18 protein-coding genes and 1 pseudogene are annotated in these 18,318 nt (G+C 69.8%); 11 read left to right on the forward strand and 8 right to left on the reverse strand.

The features are described from left to right. Positions 1 to 202: 202 nt before the first annotated feature. Positions 203 to 805, forward strand: a pseudogene (locus AQJ46_RS19340) (tyrosine-type recombinase/integrase); the annotation flags it as partial. A gap of 59 nt (positions 806 to 864) precedes the next feature. On the opposite strand, the gene AQJ46_RS19345 reads toward AQJ46_RS19340, so the two are convergent. Beyond that, the gene (locus AQJ46_RS19345) at positions 865 to 1,626 is read right to left on the reverse strand and encodes a phosphoglyceromutase (RefSeq protein ID WP_059206758.1); all 762 of its coding nucleotides are present in this window, start codon (positions 1,624 to 1,626) and stop codon (positions 865 to 867) included. Between the two features lie 152 nt (positions 1,627 to 1,778). Here AQJ46_RS19345 and AQJ46_RS19350 point away from each other — a divergent pair, with 152 nt between their 5' ends. Next, positions 1,779 to 3,038: an MDR family MFS transporter gene (locus AQJ46_RS19350; protein WP_059206759.1), complete on the forward strand. Its 1,260-nt coding sequence runs from the start codon at positions 1,779 to 1,781 to the stop codon at positions 3,036 to 3,038. A 4-nt stretch (positions 3,039 to 3,042) separates the two neighbouring features. On the opposite strand, the gene AQJ46_RS19355 is transcribed toward AQJ46_RS19350, so the two are convergent. Beyond that, positions 3,043 to 3,468, reverse strand: a complete 426-nt coding sequence (locus AQJ46_RS19355) for a DUF2000 domain-containing protein (RefSeq protein ID WP_059206760.1) — start codon at positions 3,466 to 3,468, stop codon at positions 3,043 to 3,045. A gap of 49 nt (positions 3,469 to 3,517) precedes the next feature. On the opposite strand from AQJ46_RS19355, the gene AQJ46_RS19360 reads away from it, so the two are divergent. Together AQJ46_RS19360 and AQJ46_RS19365 are read left to right on the forward strand one after the other, a co-directional pair. Beyond that, positions 3,518 to 4,381 carry a helix-turn-helix transcriptional regulator gene (locus tag AQJ46_RS19360; RefSeq protein WP_059206761.1) on the forward strand — a complete coding sequence of 288 codons (864 nt, stop codon included), beginning with the start codon at positions 3,518 to 3,520 and terminating at the stop codon, positions 4,379 to 4,381. 10 nt (positions 4,382 to 4,391) lie between these two features. Further along, positions 4,392 to 4,880 carry a hypothetical protein gene (locus tag AQJ46_RS19365; protein ID WP_208616951.1) on the forward strand — a complete coding sequence of 163 codons (489 nt, stop codon included), beginning with the start codon at positions 4,392 to 4,394 and terminating at the stop codon, positions 4,878 to 4,880. A 26-nt stretch (positions 4,881 to 4,906) separates the two neighbouring features. On the opposite strand, the gene AQJ46_RS19370 is transcribed toward AQJ46_RS19365, so the two are convergent. Both AQJ46_RS19370 and mshA read right to left on the reverse strand, forming a co-directional pair. After that, complete coding sequence (locus AQJ46_RS19370) at positions 4,907 to 5,407, reverse strand: type III secretion system chaperone family protein (protein WP_059206762.1); 501 nt, start codon at positions 5,405 to 5,407, stop codon at positions 4,907 to 4,909. Next, a complete protein-coding gene (gene mshA / locus AQJ46_RS19375) occupies positions 5,400 to 6,737 on the reverse strand; it encodes a D-inositol-3-phosphate glycosyltransferase (protein WP_059206763.1) in 1,338 nt (445 codons plus the stop codon). Before mshA ends, AQJ46_RS19370 begins: the two co-directional genes overlap by 8 nt. Positions 6,738 to 6,949: 212 nt before the next feature. On the opposite strand from mshA, the gene AQJ46_RS19380 reads away from it, so the two are divergent. From AQJ46_RS19380 to AQJ46_RS19390, 3 genes are all read left to right on the forward strand, one after another. After that, positions 6,950 to 7,780 (forward strand): class I SAM-dependent methyltransferase, encoded by an 831-nt coding sequence (locus AQJ46_RS19380; RefSeq protein ID WP_208616952.1) that lies wholly within the window; start codon positions 6,950 to 6,952, stop codon positions 7,778 to 7,780. A 251-nt stretch (positions 7,781 to 8,031) separates the two neighbouring features. Next, on the forward strand, positions 8,032 to 9,105 hold the full coding sequence (locus AQJ46_RS19385) for a C40 family peptidase (protein ID WP_059206765.1): 1,074 nt from the start codon (positions 8,032 to 8,034) through the stop codon (positions 9,103 to 9,105). A 265-nt stretch (positions 9,106 to 9,370) separates the two neighbouring features. Further along, positions 9,371 to 10,666, forward strand: a complete 1,296-nt coding sequence (locus tag AQJ46_RS19390; protein WP_059206766.1) for a PP2C family protein-serine/threonine phosphatase — start codon at positions 9,371 to 9,373, stop codon at positions 10,664 to 10,666. Positions 10,667 to 10,760: 94 nt separating this feature from the next. Here AQJ46_RS19390 and AQJ46_RS19395 read toward each other — a convergent pair whose 3' ends face one another. The 3 genes from AQJ46_RS19395 to AQJ46_RS19405 all read right to left on the reverse strand — a co-directional run bounded on the left by AQJ46_RS19395 (position 10,761) and on the right by AQJ46_RS19405 (position 12,517). After that, complete coding sequence (locus AQJ46_RS19395; RefSeq protein WP_030318102.1) at positions 10,761 to 11,099, reverse strand: DUF2516 family protein; 339 nt, start codon at positions 11,097 to 11,099, stop codon at positions 10,761 to 10,763. A 144-nt stretch (positions 11,100 to 11,243) separates the two neighbouring features. Then, a complete protein-coding gene (locus tag AQJ46_RS19400; protein WP_059206767.1) occupies positions 11,244 to 11,933 on the reverse strand; it encodes a hypothetical protein in 690 nt (229 codons plus the stop codon). A gap of 74 nt (positions 11,934 to 12,007) precedes the next feature. Beyond that, positions 12,008 to 12,517, reverse strand: coding sequence for a helix-turn-helix domain-containing protein (locus AQJ46_RS19405; protein WP_059206768.1), 510 nt, complete (start codon positions 12,515 to 12,517; stop codon positions 12,008 to 12,010). 347 nt (positions 12,518 to 12,864) lie between these two features. On the opposite strand from AQJ46_RS19405, the gene AQJ46_RS19410 reads away from it, so the two are divergent. The 4 genes from AQJ46_RS19410 to AQJ46_RS19425 are packed head-to-tail and all read left to right on the forward strand — an operon-like array spanning position 12,865 to position 17,624. Then, the gene (locus tag AQJ46_RS19410; RefSeq protein ID WP_225887360.1) at positions 12,865 to 13,554 is read left to right on the forward strand and encodes a TnsA-like heteromeric transposase endonuclease subunit; all 690 of its coding nucleotides are present in this window, start codon (positions 12,865 to 12,867) and stop codon (positions 13,552 to 13,554) included. Further along, a complete protein-coding gene (locus AQJ46_RS19415; protein WP_079072345.1) occupies positions 13,520 to 15,634 on the forward strand; it encodes a Mu transposase C-terminal domain-containing protein in 2,115 nt (704 codons plus the stop codon). The genes AQJ46_RS19410 and AQJ46_RS19415 overlap by 35 nt, the downstream gene beginning before the upstream one ends. Next, positions 15,625 to 16,671, forward strand: coding sequence for an ATP-binding protein (locus AQJ46_RS19420; protein WP_079072346.1), 1,047 nt, complete (start codon positions 15,625 to 15,627; stop codon positions 16,669 to 16,671). Before AQJ46_RS19415 ends, AQJ46_RS19420 begins: the two co-directional genes overlap by 10 nt. Further along, positions 16,668 to 17,624 (forward strand): hypothetical protein, encoded by a 957-nt coding sequence (locus tag AQJ46_RS19425; RefSeq protein WP_059206769.1) that lies wholly within the window; start codon positions 16,668 to 16,670, stop codon positions 17,622 to 17,624. The genes AQJ46_RS19420 and AQJ46_RS19425 overlap by 4 nt, the downstream gene beginning before the upstream one ends. Positions 17,625 to 17,750: 126 nt before the next feature. Here the strand turns inward: AQJ46_RS19425 and AQJ46_RS19430 are convergent, their stop codons facing one another. After that, positions 17,751 to 18,221, reverse strand: coding sequence for an Rrf2 family transcriptional regulator (locus AQJ46_RS19430; protein WP_059206770.1), 471 nt, complete (start codon positions 18,219 to 18,221; stop codon positions 17,751 to 17,753). Between the last annotated feature and the right edge of the window lie 97 nt (positions 18,222 to 18,318).

An 18,318-nucleotide genomic window follows, 5' to 3' on the forward strand; every position in this document is an offset into this window, starting at 1 on the left:
TGGTCTAGACACTCCTCGACGCGGTCACGCATCATCTGGAGCACTTCGCCGCTGCCGACCGAGACACACGTCTTCGTCGATCCGCAGAGGCGGGCAATTGCGGCGGAGGGACGACTGGGGGAAGGCTCGGAAGGCTGCGGGTGTCACGGCCGAGTTGCTTCCACGACCTTCGGCACACGGGCAACACGCTCGCGCCATCGGTGCGCGCCGCGTCGTCCCCTGGGAGCCTGAGCGCGTCTTCGCCATGCGCGCCGCCATGGTCGACCGCTTCCGACCGATGCTCGACGTGGGCGCCGGATGCGGCCTGCGCCAAGGGGAGATCCTCGGGCTGTCCGTCGATGACATCGACTTCGACAGCGGCACCGTGCACGTAGTGCAGCAACTCAAGCTGAGCCTGAGCAAGGCAGTGTTTGCGCCCCCGAAGGGCGGCAAGCTCCGTGACGTGCCGCTGCCCGATCCCATGGCAGAGGCGCTACAGGAGCACATCAAGCGGTTCCCGCCTGTGGAGATCAACCTCCCCTGGATGCGGGCGAACGGCCAGACGGTGACGCGACGGCTCATCTTCACGGGCCCCAACGGTGGGCACGTCTGGCGTACGTCGCTGAACGAAGACCACTGGAAGCCCGCTCTCGCCAAGGCGGGCGTCATCCCGAAGGCCAAGAGCCGAGAGCACGCCACTGCTCGCGAGCACGGCATGCACGCGCTCAGGCACTTCTACGCGTCTGTGCTCCTGGACGCCAGGGAGAGCATCAAGGCCCTCGCTGAGTACCTCGGGCACTCGGACCCTGGGCTGACGCTGAAGGTGTGCATGAAAATGCCCCTGGGTCGCGCCGTTTGCGCAGCTCAGGGGCATGATCACGGAACCTACTTCTTCTTGCCCTGGTTCTTGACCGCCTCGATGGCCGCCGCGGCCGCCTCGGGGTCGAGGTACGTGCCGCCCGGGTTCAGTGGCTTGAAGTCGGCGTCCAACTCATAGGACAGCGGGATGCCCGTCGGGATGTTCAGGCCCGCGATGTCGGCGTCGGAGATGCCGTCCAGGTGCTTGACCAGGGCGCGGAGGCTGTTGCCGTGGGCCGCGACCAGGACCGTGCGGCCGGCCAGGAGGTCGGGGACGATGCCGTCGTACCAGTACGGGAGCATCCGGAGGACGACGTCCTTCAGGCACTCGGTGCGGGGGCGGAGCTCCGGGGGGATCGTCGCGTAGCGCGGGTCGTCCGACTGGGAGAACTCCGTACCGTCCTCGAGCGGCGGGGGCGGGGTGTCGTAGGAGCGGCGCCACAGCATGAACTGCTCCTCGCCGAACTCCGCGAGGGTCTGGGCCTTGTCCTTGCCCTGGAGGGCGCCGTAGTGGCGTTCGTTCAGGCGCCAGGAGCGGTGGACGGGGATCCAGTGGCGGTCCGCGGACTCCAGCGCGAGCTGGGCGGTGCGGATCGCGCGCTTCTGGAGGGACGTGTGGACCACGTCGGGCAGGAGGTCGGCGTCCTTCAGGAGTTCGCCGCCGCGGACTGCCTCCTTCTCGCCCTTCTCGTTGAGGTTGACGTCCACCCAGCCGGTGAACAGGTTCTTCGCGTTCCATTCGCTCTCGCCGTGGCGGAGGAGGATCAGCTTGTACGGTGCGTCGGCCATGCGTATGAGCGTAATCCACGCCTTCGGTCCGGGTGGAGCCCGCTCGACAGACGGACGGTTGACGGGATCTGTTAATTGAGTGGCTCGTCGTCACCCCGCCTTCGTAAGTTGTGCTCACCAGCTGAGCCACTTACACACACGGGGGACCATCCATGCCACTCGCCACCCTGAGACGCGCCACCCGCGAGACCGTCTCCGGGCTGCCCCGCGAGTTCTGGTGGCTGTGGACCAGCACCCTCGTCAACCGGCTGGGTGCCTTCGTCGCCACCTTCATGGCCCTCTACCTCACCCTCGACCGCGGCTACTCCGCCTCCTACGCCGGTCTCGTCGCCTCGCTGCACGGGCTGGGCGGCGTCGTGTCGTCGATCGGGGCAGGGGTGATGACCGACCGGCTCGGACGGCGGCCCACCCTGCTGGTCGCGCAGTCCGCCACCGCCGCCTCCGTCGCGCTGCTCGGTTTCATGCACCACCCCGTCGCCATCGCCGCCGTCGCGTTCCTGGTCGGTATGGCCTCGAACGCCTCCCGGCCGGCCGTGCAGGCGATGATGGCCGACATCGTGCGGCCCGAGGACCGGGTCAGGGCCTTCTCGCTCAACTACTGGGCCATCAACCTCGGTTTCGCCGTCTCCTCCATGGCCGCCGGGTTCATCGCCGAGTACAGCTACCTCGCGGGCTTCCTGATCGAGGCCGGGATGACCGCCGTCTGCGCGGTCCTCGTCTTCCTCAAGCTGCCCGAGTCCCGGCCCGCCGCACCACGGACCGCACAGGCGGGCGACGACGTCGGCCTCGGCACCGTCCTGCGCGACCGGCGGTTCATGAGTGTCGTGGGGCTGTCCTTCCTGGTCGCCGTGATCTTCCAGCAGGGTTCCATCGGACTGCCCGTCGCGATGGGCGAGGCCGGGTTCACGCCCGCCGACTACGGCCTGGCCATCGCCCTGAACGGCGTTCTGATCGTCGCGCTGCAGATCCCGGTGACCCGGTTCATCCAGGACCGGGACCCCCAGCGACTCCTCGTGGTCTCGTCCCTGCTGGCGGGATACGGCTTCGGGCTCACCGCCTTCGCCGGGTCCGTCGGCCTCTTCGCCCTCACCGTCTGCGTGTGGACCCTGGGCGAGATGATCAACGCGCCCACCCAGACCGGGCTCGTCGTCCGCCTCTCCCCCGCCCACGGCCGCGGCCGCTACCAGGGCATGTACACCCTGTCCTGGTCCGTCGCCGCCCTCGTGGCGCCCCTGATGTCCGGTTTCGTCATCGACCGGTTCGGGGCGCAGTGGCTGTGGGGGCTGTGCGCGGTCGTCGGGACGGTGGCGGCGGTGGGGTACGCCGCGCTCATGCGCCGCCTGTCCGGGGAAACGGCCGCCGAGAGCGCCGTAGCCGCGAAGTCCGCCGCCACCGAGGCCAGCCCGGCCTGATCCGTCACGGATGCATCCGCGCGCCCTTGAGCACCTTGTCCACGGCGTTGCGCGGCCCGTACACCGCGAGGCCCACCAGGTCCAGCTCCCCCGTCGTGACCGCCCGGACCGCCGCGCGGTTGTCCCGGTCGTTGCCCGTCGCGAACAGGTCGCTCGTGAAGAGCGCGCGCGGGAGCGAACGGGACAGCACGCGCGCGTGGGCCGTCTTCAGCGTCTCCTTGGTGCCCTCGAAGACCAGCACCGGCTGCCGGAACATCGGCAGGTAGGGCACCCCGTCGGCGTCCTCGTACGGCTCGCCGACCACCTCCGGGGCCTGGGTGCCCAGGCCGCTGACGAGGAACGCGGTGACGTTCAGGCGCTGCCAGGTCTCCAGGTCCTCGCGCAGCAGGACGGCGATCTTGGTGTCGAAGCGGATGGGTTCAGTGCTCATGGGATGAGACTCGCGGGCGTCGTACGGCCTCGTCTTGTACGTTCTTTGCATGGCGGCCAGAACCATGCCGGCGCAGGAGGTCACCGCGTGGCGCCCCGCCGTTCCCGGCGTCACCGAGGTCTTCCACGCCCACTTCACCGAGTACGCCTATCCGATGCATGTGCACGAGGCGTGGACGCTGCTCATCGTGGACGACGGGGCCGTACGGTACGACCTCGACCGGCACGAGCACGGCACGCCGGACGACACCGTGTCGCTGCTGCCGCCGCACGTCCCGCACAACGGCTCGCCCGTGTCGCCGGACGGCTTCCGCAAGCGGGTCCTCTATCTCGACGGCACCCATCTCGGCGACGAGCTCATCGGGCCCGCCGTCGACGGTCCCGATCTGCGGGATCCCGTACTGCGGCAGCGGGTGGGGCAGTTGCACACGGCGCTGGCCAGGCCCGGTGAGGAGTTCGAGGCGGAGAGCAGGCTGACCCTCATCGGCGACCGGCTCAGGACCCTCCTACGGCCGCCGCCGCACGACAGACCCGTACGCCGCGATCCCGCCCTCGCCCGCCGGCTGCGCGAACTCCTCGACGAGCGGGTCGTGGAGGGACTGTCGCTGGAGGAGGCGGCAGGGGTCGTACAGGCTCATCCGGCGCATCTCGTACGGGCGTTCAGTGCCGCTTACGGCATCGCGCCGCACCAGTACCTCACCTCCCGCCGTGTCGGCCGGGCCCGGCGTCTGCTGCTCGCGGGGCAGGGTCCCGCCGACGTCGCCGCGCTCACCGGATTCCACGACCAGGCCCATCTCACCCGGCACTTCAAGCGGCTGGTGGGGGTGACGCCGGGGCGCTATCGCAACAGCTCAAGGACCGGATCAGACAGGAGTTCGACGGAAGGCGTCCGTCCGGTGATCGGCACCGATTAGCGTCGCCGGCATGGATGACAGACAGAACTCCTTACCGTTCAGACGTCTCTCCGTGGCCGTCGCGGGTGCGGCCGCCCTGGTCGCCCTGAGCGTCGGTGGCGCCATCGCCGCGAACTCGGACGACGAGCCCAGCGCCGAGCCGAGCATGTCGACCACCCTCCCGCCGGGCGACGGCGCAACCGATGGCGGCACGGTCGGCGGCAGCGGTGGTACCGGCGGCGGCACCGATCCCAGCCCGAGCTCCACCTCGCCGGACGATCCCCCCATCACGGACGAACCCACCGACGAACCTTCCGCCCCGAGCGAGCTGGCGGAGCTCAACCGCCGTATCGCCGAGCTCGACAAGAAGGTCGACGAGCTGCCCACCAAGAAGGAACTCGCCGACGCGCTGCGGGCCTTCGCGGACCAGCTCGACAAGCCGGCCGCACCCGGGGATTCCGGCGGGACCGAAGAGCCGACCGACGATCCGCAGCCCACCGACTCACTTCCGCCCAACTAGGCCCAGGACAGCGGAAACGCCGGGGATCAGTCCTGCGAGCGCTGGGTCAGGTGCGCGAACGCGTCCAGGTTGCGCGTCGACTCGCCCCGGGCCACCCGCCACTCGTACTCCTTGCGGATCGCGGTGGCGAAACCCAGCTCCAGCAGGGTGTTGAAGCTGCCGTCGGCCGCCTCCAGGACCTGGCCCAGGAGGCGGTCGACCTCGTCGGCGGTGACCGCGGCGAGGGGGAGCTTGCCGGCGACGTAGACGTCACCGAGCCGGTCGACGGCGTAACTCACGCCGTACAGCTTGAGGTTGCGCTCCAGGAGCCAGCGGTGGACGCCGGATTCGTTCTCGTCGGGGTGGCGGATGACGAAGGCGTTCAGCGACAGGGAGTGGCGGCCGACGAGGAGCGAGACGGTCGTCTTCAGCTTGCGGGTGCCGGGGAGCTGCACGACGTAGTTGCCGGGTGCGGGGCTCTCCCACTCGACCTCGGCGTCCTTGAGGACACCCTCGATGACCTGCGCTGCCTTCTCTGCCTCAGCCATGGTGCGAGCGTACGTGACGCCGGTACGACTGGGCCGCGGCCACATACACGTCCGCCGTCGCCGCGGCGGCGGTGTCCCAGCCGAAGGACTGGGCGTGCCGCGCGGCCGCCTCGCCCATGCGGGGCGTGAGCGCCGGGTTGTCGGCGAAATCGCGCAGCACGCGCGCGTAGGCGGCCGGATCGTGTCCGCGTACGAGGAAACCGGTGCGTTCATCGGCCACGGCCACCGGCAGCCCGCCGACCGCCGCCGCGAGCACCGGGGTTCCGGCCGCCTGGGCCTCTATGGCGACCAGGCCGAAGGACTCGCTGTAGGAGGGCATCACCAGGACGGACGCGGCCCGGAACCAGTCGGCGAGCTGCTCCTGGCCGACGGGCGGGTGGAACCGTACGACATCCGCGATGCCGAGGCGGGAGGCAAGTTTCTGCAGGCCCTCGGGTTTTGCGAGGCCGCTGCCGCTGAGGCCGCCGACGACCGGGACGAGGAGGCGGGAGCGCAGGTCGGGGCGCTGGTCGAGCAACACCGCCACGGCCCGCAGAAGGATGTCCGGGGCCTTCAGGGGCTGGATGCGGCCCGCGAAGAGCGGGATCAGGGCGTCCTGGGGCAGACCGAGACGGGCGCGGGCCGCCGCTCGGCCGTCCGCCGGGCGGAAGCGCTCGAGGTTCACGCCGGGGTGGACGACGGCGACCTTGGCGGGGTCGGCGGCGTAGTGCCGTACGAGTTCCTCGCGCTCCTCGGCGGTGTTCGCGATTAGGCGGTCGGCGGCGGCGACGATCTGGGTCTCGCCGATGACCCGGGCGGCGGGCTCGGGGCTGTCGCCGTCGGCGAGGTTGGCGTTCTTGACCTTGGCCATGGTGTGCATGGCGTGCACGAGCGGGGTGCCCCAGCGCTGGGCGGCGAGCCAGCCGACGTGGCCGGAGAGCCAGTAGTGCGAGTGGACCAGGTCGTAGTAGCCGGGGCGGTGGCCGGCCCAGGCCTGCATCACACCGTGGGTGAAGGCGCACAGCTGGGCGGGGAGGTCCTCCTTGTTGAGGCCCTCGTAGGGGCCCGCGTCGATGTGGCGGACCAGGACGCCGGGGGCCATCTCGACGGTCGGCGGGAGACCGCCCGCCGTCGCGCGCGTGAAGATCTCGACCTCGATGTTGATCGCGGCGAGGCGCTGGGCGAGCTCGACGATGTAGACGTTCATGCCGCCCGCGTCGCCGGTGCCGGGCTGGTGGAGCGGTGAGGTGTGCACGGAGAGCATGGCGACGCGGCGGGGGCGGCGGTGCAGGCGCAACCGGTGGGGTGCGGCCTGGGAGCGACGCTGGAGCCTGCTGACGTACTGGCTCACGTGGCGTTCCTCCTTGCTGCGGGCATGCCGGACGGAGGGTGTGGGGACCCTCCGAGGGAGGCAACACCGGAAGTCGGCATTCCCATTCCGTGCGGGGCGGTTTTTGCCGAGGTATTACCGGATTTCGCTCAACCGTTCGAGGGTGGGGTGCGTCGCGGCGTGGGCGGGGAGAGCAGGCGGTGGCCCGTCGCCCGCCGCATACCCTCGTAGGCATGACATCCCGCGCCCCCTCCCGCCCTGTGGGCACGGTCACGCGCGGGACGACCAACCCCAACCGGCTGCGCCGCATGGACCGCTGGATCGCGGCCGCACACGGCGCCGAGCTGCGCCGCGCCGCCGATCCGGTCGCCGTCGATCTCGGGTACGGCGCCGCGCCCTGGACCGCCGTCGAGTTGCTCACCCGGCTCCGCGAGGAAGCTCCACGCACGCGCGTGGTCGGTGTCGAGATCGAACCGGCCCGGGTGGCGGCGGCGAAACCGTACGAACGCGACGGGCTCGTCTTCCGGCACGGCGGGTTCGAGATCCCGGTCCCCCAGCGGCCGCTGCTCGTCCGGGCGGCCAATGTGCTGCGCCAGTACGACGAGGCCGAGGTCGCCGCCGTATGGGAGCGGCTGTGTGCCCGGCTGGCACCGGCCGATCCGGCGCGGGGGTCGCGCGGCGGGCTGCTCGTCGAGGGGACCTGCGACGAGATCGGGCGTCGGCACGTGTGGGTGGCGCTCGGTCCGGAGGGGCCGCGGACGGTCACCTTCGCGGCCCGGCTGGGCTCGCTGGAGCGGCCCTCCGACCTCGCCGAGCGGCTCCCGAAGGCGCTGATCCACCGCAACGTCCCGGGCGAGCCGGTGCACTCCTTCCTGCGCGACTTCGACCGCGCGTGGGCGGCCGCCGCGCCCTACGCGTCGTACGGCGCCCGGCAGCGGTGGATCCGGACGGTACGAGACCTGACGGCCGACTGGCCGGTGGTGGACGGTCCTTCGCGGTGGCGGCAGGGGGAAGTGACCGTGGCGTGGAGGGCGTTGGCACCGCGTGGGGTGGCGCACGCGTGAACTCCGGTGGGCCGGGGCAAGGTGGCCCACGCTGAACTTCAGTGCGCCCAGCGGATGAACCCGCTCCGGGAGTGACCTGCGGGGAACGATCTGTGTGAGTCGTTCGTCACACAGGCGGGGAGATCGTTTTCGGGGGCGGGGAGAGAGGGATGCACAGGGAAGGCCTGCCTCTGTCGCTTTCGGCCATGGCGTGGCACGATCCCCCGAGCACCGTAAGTTACTGACGGTAAATCAGCTTTGGGGGCAGAGGTATGGGAACGGGCAAGCGCGGTCTGATCGCTACGGCCGTGACCGTGATCGGCGCGGTAGCCGTGCTGGCGGCACCGGGTACCGCCTTCGCCGCCCCGACTCCGACCCCCAGCCCCACGGCTTCGCCGACCGCCGTGACCAACAGGGACATCGAGGCCGTACGCAAGCAGCTCGACGCGCTCTATCACGACGCGGCCGTCGCCACCGACGCCTACAACGCCGCCGAAGAGAAGGCCGAGCAGCAGTCGGCGCAGATCGTCGCGCTCGCCCAGAAGATCGTCAAGGGCCAGGAGAAGCTGGCGAAGCTGAAGGCCCGCGCGGGCGCCGCGGCCGCCGCCCAGTACCGCAGCTACGGGCTGTCGGACGAGGCGCAGCTGATGCTGAGTGACGATCCGCAGGAGTTCCTGGACAACACCGGCCGCATTCTGCAGGGCCAGCGCGCCACCAAGGCGCTGATCGCGGAACTGACCCGGACCCAGCAGGACTTGAAGCAGTACGCCGACGACGCCTCCGCGCAGTGGACGAACCTGGAGGCGAACCGCAAGGCGAAGGCGACGGCCAAGAAGCGGGTCCAGCAGCAGATCGCGGCGGCCGAGAAGCTCGAGTCCCAGCTGGAGGAGAAGGAGAAGAAGCGCCTCGCCGAACTGGAGGAGCAGGCCGCTCATCAGTCGCAGACCGCCTGGCTGGACTCCGGCATCCTCGACGAGATCGACGGCAAGGCGAGCGCGGCCGGGAAGCTCGCGGTCGCCTTTGCGACGACCCAGATGGGCAAACCGTACGAATGGGGCGCCGAGGGCCCTGACTCCTACGACTGTTCAGGACTGACCTCACAGGCCTGGGCGAGCGCCGGCAATCCCATTCCGCGCACCTCGCAGGAGCAGTGGAAGCAGCTCAAGCACGTCGACGTCAAGGACATGCGGCCCGGCGACCTGATCATCTACTTCGACGACGCCAGCCATGTGGCGATGTACCTCGGCGACGGCGCGATCGTGCACGCGCCACGACCGGGGCGGACGGTGACGATCGCCGGGGCGGGGTCGATGCCGATACTCGGGGTGGTGCGGCCGGACGCGTGAGCGCCCGGCCGCGTGACCCGGATCATGTGACGCGGGGCACGCCTGACGGCCCGCAAACCTGCCGCGAACGTGACGTTCGTCATCCCCGCGGCACGCGCCATCTGTCCAACTGCGGTGGATAACGCGGCATATGACAGTGGCCACCGGCCAAGCGGCGTGTCTCACGCCATTCCTTTCCCGCCCCGGCACCCGCTATGGTCCCCGTCGGTGGATCGAGGTCCCTCGCTCCACCATGCCCTCGGGGGGAGGGAAGGAATCCGAGACCATGCCCGTACCCATACCGCGGCAGCGAGCGATCCCGGCCGTGGAGAGTGGTCAGGCGCCGGCCGCACCGAAGGACGCCCCCTCCAAGGAAGCCCCGCGCAAGGAAGCCACGGTCGACAACAACACCACCACCCAACTGAGCCTGCTGGTGATCGAGGACGATCCCGGCGGGTCCACAGTCGTCCCCGAACTCCTGGACTCGACCGGCAAGCCGATCCGCGTCCGCACCGCCCGCAACCTCACCGAGGCGGAGCGACTGCTCACCGACGACGTGCACTGCATCCTGCTCGACCTCGCGCTGCCCGCGCCCGGCCGCTCCGATGACGACGAGCTCGCCGTACTCCGTCATGTCCTGGAGCTCGCACCCCGGCACGCCGTCCTCGCGCTCACCGCGTCCGGCGACGCCGAGCGCGGTGCGGAGGCGGTGCGGGTGGGCGCCCAGGACTATCTCTTCCGGGACGAGCTGGACGGACGGCTGCTGAGCCGGGCGATCCGGTACGCGGTGGAGCGGAAACGTTCCGACACGGCGGAGCGCAGGCTCGCCGAGGGACGGGTGCGGGCGCAGGAGAACCGGCGCCTGGAGCGCGGGCTGCTGCCCACGCCGCTGCTGGAGGGGTCGTCGCTGCGGTTCGCCGCACGGTACCGGCCGGGCCGGTCACGTGCGCTGCTCGGCGGTGACTTCTACGACGTCGTACGGACTCCCGACGGGACCGTGCACGCGATGATCGGCGACGTCTGCGGGCACGGCCCCGATGAGGCGGCGCTCGGCGTGGAGCTGCGGATCGCCTGGCGTGCGCTGACCCTGGCGGGGCTGTGCGGGGACGAGTTGCTCGGCACGCTGCAGGAGGTGCTGGAGCACGAGCGCTCCGACGACGAGATCTTCGCGACGCTGTGCACGGTCGACATCGCGCCGGACGGGCGGCGGGCGGGCCTGTGTCTCGCCGGGCACCCGTCGCCGCTGGTGGCCCGGCCGGGGCGGCCCGCGCGGCTGCTGCCGTACGACAACAACGGGCCCGCGCTGGGCCTGCTGCCGGGGGCCCGGTGGCCGCGGATGCAGGTGGAGCTGGGGGCCGAGTGGAGTCTGATGCTCTACACCGACGGGCTGATCGAGGGGCGAGTCGGGGAGGGCCGGGAACGGCTGGGGCAGGACGGAATGGTCGCCATGATCCGTCGCCAGCTGTCCGAAGGGCTGCGCGGCGAGGCCTTGCTGCGGGCCGCGGTGAACGAGGTGCGGTCGCTCAACGGGGGCGAGTTGGCGGACGACGTGGCGGTGCTGCTGCTCGACCGGGAGGGTTAGCGGTTCGCGCCGTAGGGGCGGCTGTCGTGTGCCGGCCGCGGGTGCGTGGTGGCTGGTCGCGCCCCTTGCGGGGCGCTGCCCTCGGCCTGCGTGATCACCTGCCGCCGTTGTACGGGCCGTAGGGCCCGTCGCTGCTCGAACCCCTGCCCCGGCCGCTGCGGCCGCCGCCCGGGAGGGCGCGGATCGCCGGGCGTACGTCGACCATGTAGACGATCGTCGCGATGAGGCCGATGATCGGCAGGAACGACAGGATGTTGAAGATCAGGTTCACCACGAAGGCGAGCCCGAGAATGATCAGCCAGAAGGGCTTGGTCTTCTTGTCGGCCGCGCGGTAGGCGTCCTCACGGCGGATGGCAGCGTCGAACAGCGCGAAACCGCTGAAAACGATCAGGGCCATGCTCAGCAGCCACATGAAGCCTGCGAACCCCTGCATCAGCACAACGTCCACCACCTGACTCGGCTCGTCATTTCGCGATTACGCGGTCACCGTACCCGCTCCCGTGAGTCCGCTACCCGCAGAACGGGCCGGGCACTCGGTAAGTGCCCGGCCCTGAGTCCCGAAGTACCCCGCGATGCCTTACTTGGCGGGCGGGGTCGTCTTCTTCGCCGTGGTCTTGCGCGGGGTGGCCTTCTTGGCGGTGGGGGTCGTCTTCTTGGCCGGGGCCGGGGCCGGGGCCGGGACGGTGGCCGTGGCCGTGGCCGGGGTGGGCTTCGCGGCCGGAGTCGCGGGCGCCGGCTTCTTGACCTCGCCCGACTCAGCGTTCGGCTCGACGGCGATGGCCAGTTCCTCGATCTCCTCGGCGGCCTCGCCACGCCAGGTCTTTACGGCCTGCTCGCCGTGCTCGGCGACCTTCTCGTAGGTCTCGCGTGCCTTGACGGCGTACTCGGCGGCGACGCCGACGCCGCGCAGGGCGAAGTCCTGGGCGGACTCGCCGAGCTTCTTCAGGTCCGCGTCGAGGGTGGTGCCGATCTTCTTGATGTCCCCGTCCAGGTTGGTGATGAACTCACCGACCTTGGTCTGGAGGGTCTCCTGCGTCTCCTTGACCTTGGCGCCGGCCTCCTTGGCACGGGCCTGGGCCTTCTCCTGGACCGCCTTCGGGTCGGTGCCGCGCACGGCCTCGATACGGGCCGGAGCCTCGGCGCGCAGCTGCTCCACCAGGCCGGGCACCTTCTTGGCCTCCTGGAGGGCGAGGTCACCGGCGCCGGCGAGGAAGTAGAGCGGAGTCGGGTCCGTGACGGCCTTGCGGATGTCGTCGGTGATGGCCATGGTGGTGGTCCTCCCGGATCGCTTTCTGATGAGGGTTTTGGGTCCCGCGGTGCCAGTGAGTCTCCGGTCGAGTCTCAACTGGCCGTCTGGTGCGGGTCGGCGTCGCTGCCGTCGGTCGTGCGGGGGTCTGCTGCTGCGGTGTCGTCGTCCAGTACGTCACTGTCCTGGACGTCGCTGCCCCGAAGGGCCGTACCGTCGCTCTGCGCGGAGGGTGCCGCGTCCGGCGGGGCTATCTCGAACCCGTTCTCCTTGCGGAAGGATTCGTAGATCTGGATCAGCACCTGCTTCTGCCGCTCGTTGAGCGTGGGATCGGCGAGGATGGCCGCACGTGTCTCCACGTCGTCCCGGTCCCGCTCGGCGTCGAGGATGCCTGCTCGCACGTACAAGGTCTCGGCGGAGATCCGCAGGGCCTTGGCGACCTGCTGCAACACCTCCGCGCTCGGCTTGCGCAGCCCGCGCTCGATCTGGCTCAGATACGGATTGGACACCCCGGCGGCATCGGCGAGCTGCCTGAGCGACAGCTGCGCGGTGCGCCGCTGTTCACGCAGGTATTCACCGAGATTGCCGACGTTGAGCGATGCCATGTCCCCACTGTGCAGCATCCGCGCTAACTATTGCAAGCAGGCGCTTGCAATAGTGTGTCACGCCACTCGTCTGCCTCATTCCTCTTCCAGACCTCTGTCCCGTCGCCGCGCAGATGAGGCAGTCCCGGTCTTTGTGAGGCATCTAGTCACACGTCTCGCTCAATCTCGGGCATTCAGTGCGGCGTCCCGGTCAACCTGAGGCAGCGGTTCGTTCTGCCTTCTACGGTCGTTACGGCTGGTCAGCACGCCGAGCGGGGGTGGCTGGTGGAGGCAGGGGACTTCTGGCTCGAGTACGTCGACAGCCGGGGTGAGTCACAAGGTGGGCCGCTTGAGGTGGTGTGGCCTGTGTGCTTCGAGCCGGTCGGGCAGGTTCGGGTGTTCCCGTCGTACCGGGGGCAGCGCAATTTCCCTGGTACTGGGCTGCGACCAGCGCCGAGTTGGTGGGTTACGAGTCATGGGTGGAGCTCAGCCACCTGATGCGTCTGGATGCCGAGCCGGAGGTCATCGGGGTGGCTTCCCAGCCGTTTCGGCTGTCGTGGCGTTACGCCGGCGGGCGCCGACGGATCAGGCACACGCCGGACTATTTCGTACGTCGTCGGGACGGCAGAGCCGTGGTGCTGGACGTGCGTCCGGACGAGTGGGTCGAGCCGGAGGACGCGGCGAAGTTCGCGGCCACGGCCGTGGCCTGCGCCCGGGTCGGCTGGGGCTACGAGCGGGTCGGGGTGATCGATTCGGTACTGGCGGCGAATCTGCGCTGGCTGTCGGGCTACCGGCATCCGAGGGTGCGGCGCGAGCCGGTCGCGGAGAGCCTGCGGACGGTGTTCGCCCAGCCGCAGGGCCTGCTTGCCGGGGTCCGGGCGGTCGGAGATCCGATCGCCGTGCTGCCGGTGCTCTTCCATCTGCTCTGGCGCCGGGAGCTGGCCGTGGATCTGGTCGGCGAGCGGTTGTCGGCGGCGACGGTGGTACATCCGGCACCCGTCGCGGCGAGGGAGGTGGAGAGCAATGCCGACGCGTCCGCGGCTTCTGTCGCTGGGTGACCGGGTCCGCTACGAGGGGCGTGAGCACAGCGTCGTGGCCTTGCATGGAACGGCGGTGCGGCTGGTCGACGATGCCCAGGCGGCGAGCGTGGTGCTGCTGGGGCATCTGCTGGCCTCCGAGAGGTTCGCCGTGATCGGCACGGGTCCGTCCCGCCCGCCTTTGCCGCAGGAGGGTGTGCTGGATGGCCTGCCTGCGGAGGAGGCGGAGCGGGTCCGGTGGTGGCAGCGGCATCTGACCGAGCTGATGACGGGCCGCCCGGATGCTGATCCCGGCATGCCGGCGAGGGCCGAGTACGACCCGGACGTGCGCTCGGTGCGCCAGCGGGAGCTGGCCAAACTCGCCGAACTCCGGGAGGCCGGCGAGGTGGTGGCTTTGAGCACACTCCAGCGGCTGCGCGCCCGTTTCGAGCGCGAGGGGGTGGCGGGGCTGGTGGACCGGCGGCTGGTCAAGCCCGCCACGGGGACGGGCCGGGCCGATCCGCGGGTGGTGGCGGCGATCGAGAAGGTAGTGAACAGCCGGACCGACGAGGCGACCGTGTCTGCGCAGGTGCTGCGGCGCCAGGTCGAACGACTCCTCGCGGACGAGCACGGCGCCGGGACGGTGACGATGCCGTCGCGGGCCGCGTTCTACCGGCTGCTTCAGGCAGTCTCTACAGGACGGCATCTGTTGGGCTCGGCCCGCACCCGCCGTTCGCTGGGAAAGCAGCCGAAGCGGATGTTCGGGCAGCTGACGGCAGCGCGGCCGGGCGAGGTGATGGAGATCGACTCCACGCCGCTGGACGTGATGGTCGTCCACGACGACGGGACGGTGGACCGCTGCGAGCTGACCGGGCTGGTGGACCTGGCGACCAGGACACTCGCCGCGGTGGTGCTGCGGCCGTCGACGAAGGCGGTCGATGCCGCGCTGCTGTTGGCTCGGGCGATGACACCGGAACCGGTCCGGCCCGGCTGGTCGGACGCACTGCGCATGTCCCGCTCAGTGCTGCCCTACGCCTCGCTACTGCCGCTGGATGAGCGGCTGGCCAAGGCCGCCGCGAAACCGGCGATCGTCCCGGAGACGGTGGTGAGCGACCGCGGGAAGGCATACATCTCCGACAACTTCCGCAACGCCTGCCGCCATTTGGGGATCTCGTTCCAGCCCGCGCACCCCGACACCCCGACCGACAAGCCGCACATCGAGCGGACGCTCGGCTCGGTGGCGACGATGTTCGCCCAGTACGTGGCCGGCTGCACCGGCCGCAGCGCCGAGATGAGGGGCAAGGACCCGGCAGCGCAGGCGGCCTGGTCCATCCACGAACTCCAGGAGCTCCTTCAGGAATGGGTCGTGGCCGTCTGGCAGCCCAGGCCGCACGACGGGCTGCGGGACCCGCTGATGCCGGATCGTCCGTTGAGTCCGAACGAGAAGTACGCCGCGCTGGTCGCGGCGGCCGGATATGTGCCGGTTGCCCTGGCCCAGGAGGAGTACATCCAGCTCATGCCCCGCGAGCGGCGGGTTATCGGACTCGGCGGGGTGCGGATCAACAACCGCACCTACGACGCCCGCGCGCTCGGCCCCTACCGGCGTCAGCCCTCTGGTGCTGGTCCAGACGGCAGGCTCTGGGAGGTTCATTACGACCCCTACGACATCTCCCGTGTCTGGGTACGCGACCACCGCGAAGGCGGCTGGATCACCGCGACCTGGCGCCATCTGCGCACCTCTCCCGTTCCCATGGGTGAGCTGATCTTCGATCGCGCCCACCAGGTGCTGGCCGAACGCGAACAGCGCAGGCCGGACGAGGAAGCAGTCGCCCGCGCTGCTGCCGAGCTACTGGACCGGGCCACCGACGGCCCCGAAGAGCGCCCCGCCCAGCGGCGGAAGGGGAAGAAAGGGGCAGCTGAGCGGCGTGACCGCAAGGTTGCCGCCCGCACCCGGGCCACCAGTACCGCAGCCTGGCCCCGGCCCGAACCGCCGAGCCGGGAGGAGCCTCCTCTGGACGAGACGGCTCACGCCCCCGAAGAGGCGGACGAGACCGAGGAGTTGGCCAAGGTGGTGCCGCTGGGCATCTTCGACGCCCGTGAGGAGGCGAAACGGTGGTGGTGAACCCTTCCGCCGACGACACGGCACCCTTCGACGAGGAGCGCATCGAGCCGCCCACAACGCTGGCCGGCTGGCGGCACTTCGTCGACAGGGACACGGCAGCTTTCAACCTCGTCTCCCCGAAACTCTGGGAGGCCATGGGCGAGAAGGCCCGCAGCACCTACGACGAGCGGCGCATCGACTACCACTCCGAACTGCAAGTTGTGCGGACGTCCACGGTCAGGGAAGTCGCCCACCAGGGCAGGCTGCTGACCCTGCTCAACCGTCGGGAGCACGGCGCGCGACGCGGCCTGATCATCTCGGGCGAACGAACCACCGGGAAGACGACCGCCCTGCGGCAACTCGGCAGGCTGCACGAACTGCGCACCCGGCAGCGCTACCCCGACAGCAGGCGAGTCCCGGTCGTCTACGTCACCGCCCCGCCCAAAGGGTCGCCTCGCAAACTGGCCATCGAGTTCGCCCGGTTTCTCGGCCTACCGTCAATCTCTCCTCGGCACAACACCGTCGACATCACCAGCGCCGTCTGCCAGGTCCTCATCGAGGCCCGCACCGACCTGGTCCTGGTCGACGAGATCCACCTGATGAACCTCGCCACCACCTCCGGCGAGGAACTGTCCGACCACCTCAAGTACTTCACCGAGCACCTGCCCGCGACCTTCATCTATGCGGGCATCGACGTCGAACACTCCGGCCTGTTCACCGGCATCCGCGGAGACCAGATCGCAGGCCGCTGCACCCTCCTGCACACCGGACCGTTCCCCCTGAGCTCCGAGTGGGAAGCCCTGGTGGCGACTATGGAGGCCACTCTCCGGCTCCACCACCACAAAGCCGACACCCTGGCTGGCCTGCGTCCCTACCTCTACCAGCGCACCGGAGGCATGATCGGGAGCCTCTCCCACCTGATCCGAGCCGCCGCCATCTCCGCGATTCTCGACGGCAGCGAACGCATCACCCGCCGCCAACTCGACACCGTCCACGTCGACCACGCCAGCGAAAGAGCCTTCCGCGGCGAGATCCGGCACGGCCAAGCAGCAGGATGAACAGCCGTCGGAGAGGCCCCTCCCCCGTCACTTCGCTCCCGTTCGTCCCCGTCCTGCTCCGGCCGCTGCCCCATACGGTCACCCCATTCGCGAACGAGACGCTCGACTCCTACAGGCGCCGTCTCGCTGCCGCGAACCAGACCGAGTTCCGCGCGATGCGCAACCCCTCACGCTGGCTCCAATGCCCGCTCAACGAACTCGAACGACTGGAACTCATCAGCAGCCAGCCCCGCACCACCCTGCTCCGGGCACTACCAGAATTGCGGCACCACGCACCCGACATCGTCCCGCCACTTGAGACCTTCATCGTCAACCACCGGCCCGCCTGCGATCTCTGCGCCTGGCGCTCCGGCAGTAACGGCCAGCCCATCCACGTCTACAGCCGAGGCTTCCATGACAACGTCTGCACCCGCCACCGGTGCTGGCTGAGCTACGGACACGCGAACGACTCCAAGCAGATCGACCTGTCACAAGCTCCCGAAATCGTGCAGGCCCAAATCCTTCTGGACCAGCTAGAACGCCGACACGGCGCCTCCGTCTTCCCTGACTGCTACCGCCTCTGCGAGCGTTTCTGGAGGGAAGTAGACAACCGGGCCCTGGTGCGCGCAGGCAGAGACGCCGTGGTCCAGCGCATCCCTCAGCTGAACAGCAACGGCCCCCCGGATCGCTTCGCCGTCGCCCGAAGTCCACGAATCCGGCGAGCCGCCAATTACCCCCAGCTGGCCAGATTCACCAAGCTGGTCATCTCGATGGCACGACAGCCCGAACTGGAACGCAGGGTCGCACACATCACCGGCGAAACCCAGACCGAGTTCACACGGGTCTTCCCCCTGGACCGCCACCCTCGCGGCATCACAATCCCGGGGCTACGCCAAGGTCTTGGCGTCCTGGTGGAGGCCGTCGCAGATCTGATCCGCGACAACTCACCCCAGTCGCACGCCGCCGAAGGCTGAAAGATCGAAATCCGGCACAACTCACCCACGTGTAACACCTGTTTCCGACCCTCTGGTCGCGGCAGTCTCCGACTGCCTCCTGGGTGAGTCAGCGGGCACCGACCTGCGGCGCGCTCATGCCGTCACCTAGTTCCGAAGAGCCACGCGCGGGATGGCATCGGAGGGAAACAGCGCGAGCGTGTCGCGCAGTACGTCGGCGACGGAGGTCTGCGCCAGGGACTTGCGCAGAGCTTCGGTCGCACGGTCGTAGACGTGGGTGAGGACGGGCTGGATGTTGCAGCCGACGCAGCACTCCGGGTTCGGTTCCGAGGAGTGCAGTCCGAAGACGGGTTCGTCGGGGATCGCCTGGTAGACGTCCAGCAGGGTGATCGAGGCGGCGGCCCGGGCCAGGTTCCACCCGCCGTTCCTGCCGTGGCTGACGGTGACCAGTCCCGCGTCCCGCAGCTGGCCGAGGCAGCGTCGGATGACGACGGGGTTGGTGTTGACGCTGGTCGCGATCTGCTGCGACGTCCCGGTCTCCGCGTCGGTTCCGCGCCGGTCGTAGGCCAGCCAGGTCAGGACGTGCACCGCCAGACTCATGCGGCTGTTCGCGCTCACCTGCGGTTTCCTTCCGTCGGTCGTCACTGGGCGCTGTATGTCTTTCCGCCCCGCCTCAAAGTGTAACCGACTTGACTACACTGCAACCGTCATGGTT

The sequence above is a fragment of the Streptomyces canus genome (genome assembly GCF_001514145.1).
Classification (GTDB): Bacteria; Actinomycetota; Actinomycetes; order Streptomycetales; family Streptomycetaceae; genus Streptomyces; species Streptomyces canus.